Origin of the sequence: Streptococcus sp. DD04 (assembly GCF_001578725.1) — a bacterium.
GTDB classification, from domain to species: Bacteria; Bacillota; Bacilli; order Lactobacillales; family Streptococcaceae; genus Streptococcus; species Streptococcus sinensis.
In genome coordinates this window covers 88,214-95,483 of the sequence record NZ_KQ968979.1, presented here as the reverse complement: position 1 = coordinate 95,483, position 7,270 = coordinate 88,214, and the positions used below count along the sequence as shown (strand labels likewise).

8 protein-coding genes are annotated in these 7,270 nt (G+C 43.0%); 6 read left to right on the top strand and 2 right to left on the bottom strand.

Annotated features, from left to right (window positions below; translation table 11 throughout):
- The coding region (locus STRDD04_RS07380) for an APC family permease (RefSeq protein ID WP_231853912.1) at positions 1 to 1,573 on the top strand (1,573 nt) is incomplete at its 5' end.
- 78 nt (positions 1,574 to 1,651) lie between these two features.
- On the opposite strand, the gene STRDD04_RS07375 is transcribed toward STRDD04_RS07380, so the two are convergent.
- On the bottom strand, positions 1,652 to 2,617 hold the full coding sequence (locus STRDD04_RS07375) for an aromatic acid exporter family protein (RefSeq protein WP_062201052.1): 966 nt from the start codon (positions 2,615 to 2,617) through the stop codon (positions 1,652 to 1,654).
- 153 nt (positions 2,618 to 2,770) lie between these two features.
- Here STRDD04_RS07375 and rlmB point away from each other — a divergent pair, with 153 nt between their 5' ends.
- From rlmB to rpsI, 5 genes are all read left to right on the top strand, one after another.
- On the top strand, positions 2,771 to 3,499 hold the full coding sequence (gene rlmB, locus STRDD04_RS07370; RefSeq protein WP_062201050.1) for a 23S rRNA (guanosine(2251)-2'-O)-methyltransferase RlmB: 729 nt from the start codon (positions 2,771 to 2,773) through the stop codon (positions 3,497 to 3,499).
- Complete coding sequence (locus STRDD04_RS07365) at positions 3,496 to 4,017, top strand: NYN domain-containing protein (protein ID WP_062201047.1); 522 nt, start codon at positions 3,496 to 3,498, stop codon at positions 4,015 to 4,017. Before rlmB ends, STRDD04_RS07365 begins: the two co-directional genes overlap by 4 nt.
- Positions 4,007 to 4,870 carry a DegV family protein gene (locus STRDD04_RS07360; protein ID WP_062201044.1) on the top strand — a complete coding sequence of 288 codons (864 nt, stop codon included), beginning with the start codon at positions 4,007 to 4,009 and terminating at the stop codon, positions 4,868 to 4,870. The genes STRDD04_RS07365 and STRDD04_RS07360 overlap by 11 nt, the downstream gene beginning before the upstream one ends.
- Before the next feature lie 192 nt (positions 4,871 to 5,062).
- Positions 5,063 to 5,509, top strand: coding sequence for a 50S ribosomal protein L13 (rplM, locus tag STRDD04_RS07355; protein ID WP_003026230.1), 447 nt, complete (start codon positions 5,063 to 5,065; stop codon positions 5,507 to 5,509).
- 18 nt (positions 5,510 to 5,527) lie between these two features.
- Complete coding sequence (gene rpsI, locus STRDD04_RS07350; RefSeq protein WP_015605730.1) at positions 5,528 to 5,920, top strand: 30S ribosomal protein S9; 393 nt, start codon at positions 5,528 to 5,530, stop codon at positions 5,918 to 5,920.
- Between the two features lie 105 nt (positions 5,921 to 6,025).
- On the opposite strand, the gene STRDD04_RS07345 is transcribed toward rpsI, so the two are convergent.
- Entirely contained in the window at positions 6,026 to 7,249 is a 1,224-nt protein-coding gene (locus tag STRDD04_RS07345) for a site-specific integrase (RefSeq protein WP_062201041.1), read from the bottom strand.
- Between the last annotated feature and the right edge of the window lie 21 nt (positions 7,250 to 7,270).

Here is a 7,270-nt window from a genome sequence, read left to right as displayed (position 1 = left end):
AGGAGGAGGAGCTTATATGGTGACGACAGAAAATCTATCTCCAACAGCAGGTTTGATCGCTGGCGGAAGCTTGCTGGTAGATTACATGTTGACAGTAGCCGTTTCAGTCGCTTCTGGAGCGGACGCAATTACCTCTGCAATTCCTATCTTACATCCTTACAATTTACATATTTCCATTTTCCTAGTTCTCTTGTTGATGCTAATGAATCTCCGAGGATTAAAAGAATCGGCCACTTCCTTGATGATTCCTGTCTATCTTTTTATTGTCAGCACCTTATTGTTGATTGGTTTTGGTTTTGTGCAAATCCTGACAGGAAATTTAGACTATCACGCAACCGCGCGGATTGGTAGTCCGATTGCTGGAGTAAGTTTGATCTTACTGCTTCGTGCTTTCACCAGCGGCTCTGCTTCCTTGACAGGAGTGGAAGCTATTTCCAATTCGGTTCCCTTTTTCAAGAAACCAAAAGCCCATAATGCCGCAGCTACCCTCTCGATTATGGCTTTAATCCTAGGCATCATGTTTGCGGGCATTACCTTCTTGAATTATTGGATTGGTATCGTGCCTGTCAAAGGTGTAACGACCCTGGCTCAGATGGCGCAAGCAATTTTGGGGACTTCTCCTCTTGGTCGTATCTTGTTCTATGTTTTCCAATTGTCAACAGCTTTGATCTTAGCAGTGGCAGCCAATACAGGCTTTTCAGCTTTTCCGATGCTCTCCTACAATATGGCTAAGAACAAATACATGCCTCATATGTACATGGAAAAAGGAGATCGTCTGAGCTATTCTAATGGCATTTTCACTTTGGCGTTTGGAGCGATTGCTCTTTTGTGTATCTTTGAGGGAAATACAGAGCGCTTGATTCCCCTGTACACCATTGGTGTATTCGTACCCTTTGCTCTCTCACAGACTGGTATGGTTGTCCATTGGAAGAAAAAATATGGAAATAATTTCTTGAAGCATTCGATTGCGAATATCCTTGGAGCGATCATTTGTTACGGGATTGTCCTTATTTTGCTCTTATTTCGTCTCAGAGATATCTGGCCCTTCTTCCCTATTATCATCGTCTTGACTTGGCTGTTCTTATCTATCAAACAGCACTATAATAGAGTTGCAAAACAGCTGAGATTGCAGGATCACATCGAGCGTCAGAACTACACTGGCAATACAGTAATTGTCCTAGTCGGGAATGTCACCCGAGTCAGTGTTGGTGCGATGAGCTATGCTCGCAGTATCGGGGATGAAGTCGTAGCAATGCACGTTTCAACAGCGGAGACTGCTGAAAAGGATGCCGAAGTCGCCGAGGAGTTTGCTGACTACTTTCCTGATATTCGATTTGAGACAGTCACGACTAGCTATCGCAATATCATTAGTCCGACAGTTCAGTATGTGATTAAGGTGGCCAAGCGAGCTAAAAAAGAAGGACGAACAGTGACAGTCCTAGTACCTCAGTTTATACCTAAAAAGAGATGGCAAAATGTCCTGCATAACCAGATGAGCTTGAAATTGAAATACTATCTGAAATGGTATGAGGATGTCGTGGTTGCAAGTTATTCTTATCACTTAAAAGAATGAGCGATCGCCTTTGATTAATAAGAAAAAGAGTTGAAGATTTTTCAACTCCTTTTATTATTTATTGGAAATAGCGTAGAGCTAACTTGCTTGCACCTTTTGGTAATTTTGATAAAATTCCACCTTAATTCTAATAAAGGTCTCCAAGTCTCGCAGGAGCTGCAGGAGCATGGCGCGGGTTTCAAATTCCTGACGGGTCTTAGGGAGCGGGCGTTTGCGAAAAACAGTCAGATAGGTTTCAATCTCGTCCAAGAGATCTCGAGCGGGATTTTCTTGGCTGAGCTGTTGGGCTGTCTTGGAGAAGAGGCGAGCCAAAATCAAGCTTTCACTGGCTGCCAGCTGGCAGTTGTTGATGTTACCGGCCATGTCTTCCAGGATGCGGTTTTGCGCCTGCCGCATTTCAAAATAATGAATATGGTAGTTGGTCTGATGAAAGAGGTGATTGGAATGGTCCAGATAGACCAGTTGTAAGGCTTCTTGCAGGATGTCATCTAATTCCTTGATTAGAGTCGCATCATTTCGGCCGTCTCCAGATTTTAAGAAATATTCAAAACGCAGGAGAATCTTTTTCAGCTGTTCCTTTACTTGCTCATGGTAACTGTCAATCTCTTGCTGACGCGAGGGCATATAGAGATTGGCAAGGAGTGCAAAACCAGTTCCAATAAGAAATAGAGCTAGTTCATTGCCAAGCAGAGACCAAGAGGTGGATTTTTCTAAGAGCAGATGGGTGACAAGGACGGTGCTGGGTGTGATGCCGATTTCCCAGCCAAGCCGAAAGGCCAGAGGCACATAGATCGCGATATAGATGGCCAATGCTCCGAGATGAAAACCTAGAAAGTGAAAGGCCAGACTTCCGATAGCCAGAGCCAGCAGGGTGGACAAAAAGCGGTTTCCAGCCAGCCTTGCTGTACTGCGGCGGGTATCAGAGACGCTGAGGATGGCAATGATCCCAGCTGAAGTTGAGTAGGTAAGACCTAAAAAGTCAGCCAGCCAAGCAGCGAGGCAGGTAGCCAATGTCAATTTGATGGTGCGTTGGAGGAGAGACATAAGTGCGAGATTCCTTTTTTAGAGTTCTTTCTATTATAGCATGACTGGTGGTGAAAGTTGGAGTTGGCTGATTGCGTTTTATCAGAGCAGAAATCTGTCTCGCCCGAATAAATCCGGCCGCCATTTTTTGCGCCTTTGTGTTATACTAGACCTATGGAAAAAAATGATATTGTCTACGGTGTGCATGCGGTGACAGAGGCTCTCGCAGCTAACACTGGAAATAAACTCTATATTCAGGATGACCTTCGTGGTAAAAAGGTCGATAAAATTAAGGATTTAGCAGCGGAAAAAAAGGTCTCCATCTCATGGACGCCTAAGAAGACCTTGCAGGAAATGACTGATGGAGCTGTTCACCAGGGCTTTGTTCTGCGGGTGGCGGAGTTCACCTATACTTACTTCGAGGTACTTTTGAAAAAAGCAGAGCAGGAAGACAATCCTCTCTTGCTGATTTTGGACGGGCTGACTGACCCGCACAATCTAGGTTCTATCTTGCGAACGGCTGATGCGACCAATGTGGCAGGAGTCATCATTCCCAAGCATCGAGCGGTTGGAGTGACACCAGTTGTTGCTAAGACTTCAACGGGTGCCATTGAGCATATTCCCATTGCCCGTGTGACCAATCTCAGCCAGACCCTGGACAAGCTCAAGAAAGCTGGTTTCTGGATTTTCGGGACGGATATGCAGGGGACGCCTTCTCATAAGTGGAATACAGCAGGCAAGCTGGCCCTCATCATCGGCAACGAAGGTAAGGGGATCTCAAGCAATATCAAAAAGCAGGTGGACGAGATGATTTCCATTCCTATGAATGGGCATGTCCAGAGCCTCAATGCCAGTGTCGCAGCGGCTATTCTCATGTATGAAGTCTTTCGCAATCGCCTATGAAAAGAAAAATCTTACTGGTGGACGGCTACAATATGACGGCCTTTTGGCGGGAGACTCGTCCTTACTTTAACCGCGGAGAGTTAGATGCTGCACGAACGATTCTGCTTCAGAAACTCAGCAATTATGCCAGCTTTGAAGGACTGGAAGTTATCTGCGTCTTTGATGCCCAGTATATGCCGGGAGTTCGGCAGACCTACGAGGAGTTTAATGTGACGGTCGTTTTCACTGAGGAGGAGGAAACGGCGGATGACTATATCGAGCGCTTGGCAGCTGAGCTCAATACACCAAAAAATCAGGTGTCGGTGGCGACCAACGATCTCAATGAGCAGTGGACTGTCTTTGCCCAAGGGGCTTTGAGAGTATCTGCTAGAGAATTAGAAAAGCGGGTAGCTGTTACCAAGTCAGACCTCAATCAGCTGAGCGGGCAAATTAACTTGCAAACACCGCCCTTGCGACCTTTAGACAGCCAATCTTTGCGCGATTTACAAAAAATGATGGAGAAAAAAGATGACCTTTAAAATTTTAACCGATTCAACGGCAGATTTGTTGGAAAGCTGGGCTCAAGAAAATAATGTGCAGGTTTTGGGCCTGACCATTCAGCTGGACGGTCAGACCTATGAGACAGTCGGACCAGACAAGCTGACCAGTGACCAGCTTTTAGCTAAGATGGAGACCGGCAGTAAGCCAACGACCAGCCAGATTAATGTTGGTCAGTTTGAGGATGTTTTTCGTAGCTATGCCAAGGAAGGGACACCAGTTCTCTATGTAGCCTTTGCTTCGGCTCTATCAGGTACTTATCAGAGTGCTGTCATGGCGCGGGAGATAGTCTTGGAAGATTTTCCAGATGCACTGATTCGCATCATTGATACCAAGGCGGCTTCTATGGGTGAAGGACTTTTAGTCATGAAGGCAGCAGAGGCTAGAGCGGCTGGCCAGACCTTGGAGCAGACAGCAGACTTGATTGAGAGCTTGGTGCCTAAGGTCAAGACATATTTTCTGGTTGATGACCTCAATCACCTCATGCGAGGCGGTCGGATTTCCAAAACTGCTGCGCTTATGGGGAGCTTGGTCAACATCAAGCCGATTATCGCCGTTAAAGGAGATGGGACTCTGGATTCTGTTGCTAAGGTTCGTGGTAAGAAGAAGGCGCAGGCTGAAGTCGTTCGCATGACGCTGGAAGATATTGCTGATCCGCGGGTAGTGATCGCTTATGCGGGAGAAAAAGAAGTTGCTGAAAATATCAAGGAGCAGCTGTTGGCTTCTGGACAGGTCACAGAAGTCCTCATCATGCCTCTCGGCCCAGTCATCTCGACGCATACAGGCCCAGGTACCCTAGGACTCTTTAGCATTGGCAGTGAAGCTCAAACTTAAATTTTCAGAATTCATATAAAATCGTTATTTTACAAATAATTACGTCAAATATATTGACTTTTGGTTAGAAAATTTGGTATGATAGTAGGCGGTATTGTTTACCCCATTTGTAAGGCCCCGGAACCTTTCAAATAACCCGCGGACCGGAACATCCGCCCTGTAAACAAAAACGATATTCATATAGGAGAAATCATGAACAAAACAACATACATGGCTAAGCCAGGTGAAGTTGAACGTAAATGGTATGTAGTAGACGCTACTGATGTACCTCTTGGACGCCTTTCTGCAGTTGTAGCAAGCGTACTTCGTGGAAAAAACAAACCAACATTCACACCACACACTGATACAGGTGACTTCGTAATCGTTATCAACGCTGAAAAAGTTAAATTGACTGGTAAAAAAGCAACTGATAAAGTTTACTACACTCACTCAATGTACCCAGGTGGTCTGAAGTCTATCACTGCTGGTGAACTTCGCTCTAAGAACGCTGTTCGTTTGATCGAAAAATCAGTTAAAGGTATGCTTCCACACAATACTCTTGGCCGTGCTCAAGGTATGAAGTTGAAAGTATTTGTAGGCGCTGAGCACACTCACGCTGCACAACAACCAGAAGTTCTTGATATTTCAGGACTTATCTAAGGAAAGGAACAATAAAGTATGTCACAAGCACAATATGCAGGTACTGGACGTCGTAAAAACGCTGTTGCACGCGTTCGCCTTGTTCCAGGAACTGGTAAAATCACTGTAAACAAAAAAGATGTTGAAGAGTACATCCCACACGCTGACCTTCGTTTGGTTATCAACCAACCATTCGCAGTTACTTCAACTGTTGGTCAATATGACGTTTTCGTAAACGTTAATGGTGGTGGCTACGCTGGTCAATCAGGCGCTATCCGTCACGGTATCGCTCGTGCCCTTCTTCAAGTAGACCCAGACTTCCGCGATTCATTGAAACGCGCAGGCCTTCTTACTCGTGATGCTCGTATGGTAGAACGTAAGAAACCAGGTCTTAAGAAAGCTCGTAAAGCATCACAATTCTCAAAACGTTAAGAACAGCTTTACAGCAACGATTACAGACACTCAATGTTTACCTCATTGGGTGTTTTTTCGTGTACTTTTTGAAAAACTCACCTCAAAATTCACCTTATTTTTACCTTATTTATTTTTGAGCTCTCTGTAAGCAGTTTCGCCAGCACTAAGTGGAACAACATTTGAAGTATTAACATAAATCTTTGTTGTACTCAAATCACTATGTGTCAAAGCTTCTGAAATGGATTCCAGAGACATTCCTGCCTTCTTAGCTAAAGTAGCACCAGTATGCCTTAACATGTGAGGAGTGGCATGTCTAAGATTTTTATGGCGACGTTCTACAGATTTCATCTTGTTATTAAGGTAATCTGCATGCAGAGGGCTATTCACATTGCCTTTAGTGTCAATATAAGTAAAGACATATTGTTCTGGAGTTTGAATGATACCAAATTTTGCTAATTCTGCTTTTTGTTGAATTTTCCATTGATATAAGAGAACAGTTAACTCTTGAGGAATAGTAAAAATTGTTTTCTTTTCTCCTTTAGTAGACTTAGGCTTCTTATATTTATCCAAGGCTTGAATTAAACCAATTTCAGATATATCTAAGGAGATATGTTTCCACTGTAAAGCATAGCTTTCCGATTTACGGTCGTTTAAGATAAAAGTTGTAAAAAATAAAACATAGTCTTTAAGCGACAATTTTTTGTTTTCTAGGTCCTCTTGGAACATTTCAAACCATTCCCGTAACTCACTTAAAGTAAGGTATAAATCTTCATCACGCTTAGCTTCTTGTAATTTGATTTTTTTAGTAGCCTTAATACGACTGATTGTTTTAGATAGGCGATTCATTTCAATATATTCTAATTCCTCTGCCCAGTCAAAAATAGAATTAACATAACTACGTATGACCTTGAAATTGGCATATTCATTTGCTTTAGCAGTCATCAAATTTAAAACAACCGTTTTATTCTGATTTAAAAATTTAATGGAATAATTTCCAAATATTGGTAAAATATGTAATCTAAAAACAGTTTCTGTATTGTTAACTGTTGGAAGAGTGGGTGGTTTATTTGTTGAAGTCGTTTGACCTGCTTTATAGGCTTCCCACCAGACATTATGATAAAAATCTTTGAAGAGAATATCGCCATTGATTGCTTGATGTGGTAATGCACCCCCTTTTTGGATAGTGTTAATATCTATTAAAATTTGTAATTCAGCTTCTTTAGCCTCCTTTTTTGTTTTAAAACGCTTATCGTAGTAATGTCCTGAAATTCCCAAAGAAGGTCTAGCTTCTGTTGGAACATAGAGTTTTAAACGATAAGAACCATTTGAAGTTTTTGTAATTGTCATAGTAATCTCCTTTTTACTGAG

Bases quoted from the DNA above. Each gene is read 5' to 3' on its own strand.
- STRDD04_RS07375 (WP_062201052.1), bottom strand. From the start codon at position 2,617: ATGTCTCTCCTCCAACGCACCATCAAATTGACATTGGCTACCTGCCTC.
- STRDD04_RS07345 (WP_062201041.1), bottom strand. From the start codon at position 7,249: ATGACAATTACAAAAACTTCAAATGGTTCTTATCGTTTAAAACTCTAT.
- STRDD04_RS07360 (WP_062201044.1), top strand. From the start codon at position 4,007: ATGACCTTTAAAATTTTAACCGATTCAACGGCAGATTTGTTGGAAAGC.
- rpsI (WP_015605730.1), top strand. From the start codon at position 5,528: ATGTCACAAGCACAATATGCAGGTACTGGACGTCGTAAAAACGCTGTT.
- rlmB (WP_062201050.1), top strand. From the start codon at position 2,771: ATGGAAAAAAATGATATTGTCTACGGTGTGCATGCGGTGACAGAGGCT.
- rplM (WP_003026230.1), top strand. From the start codon at position 5,063: ATGAACAAAACAACATACATGGCTAAGCCAGGTGAAGTTGAACGTAAA.
- STRDD04_RS07365 (WP_062201047.1), top strand. From the start codon at position 3,496: ATGAAAAGAAAAATCTTACTGGTGGACGGCTACAATATGACGGCCTTT.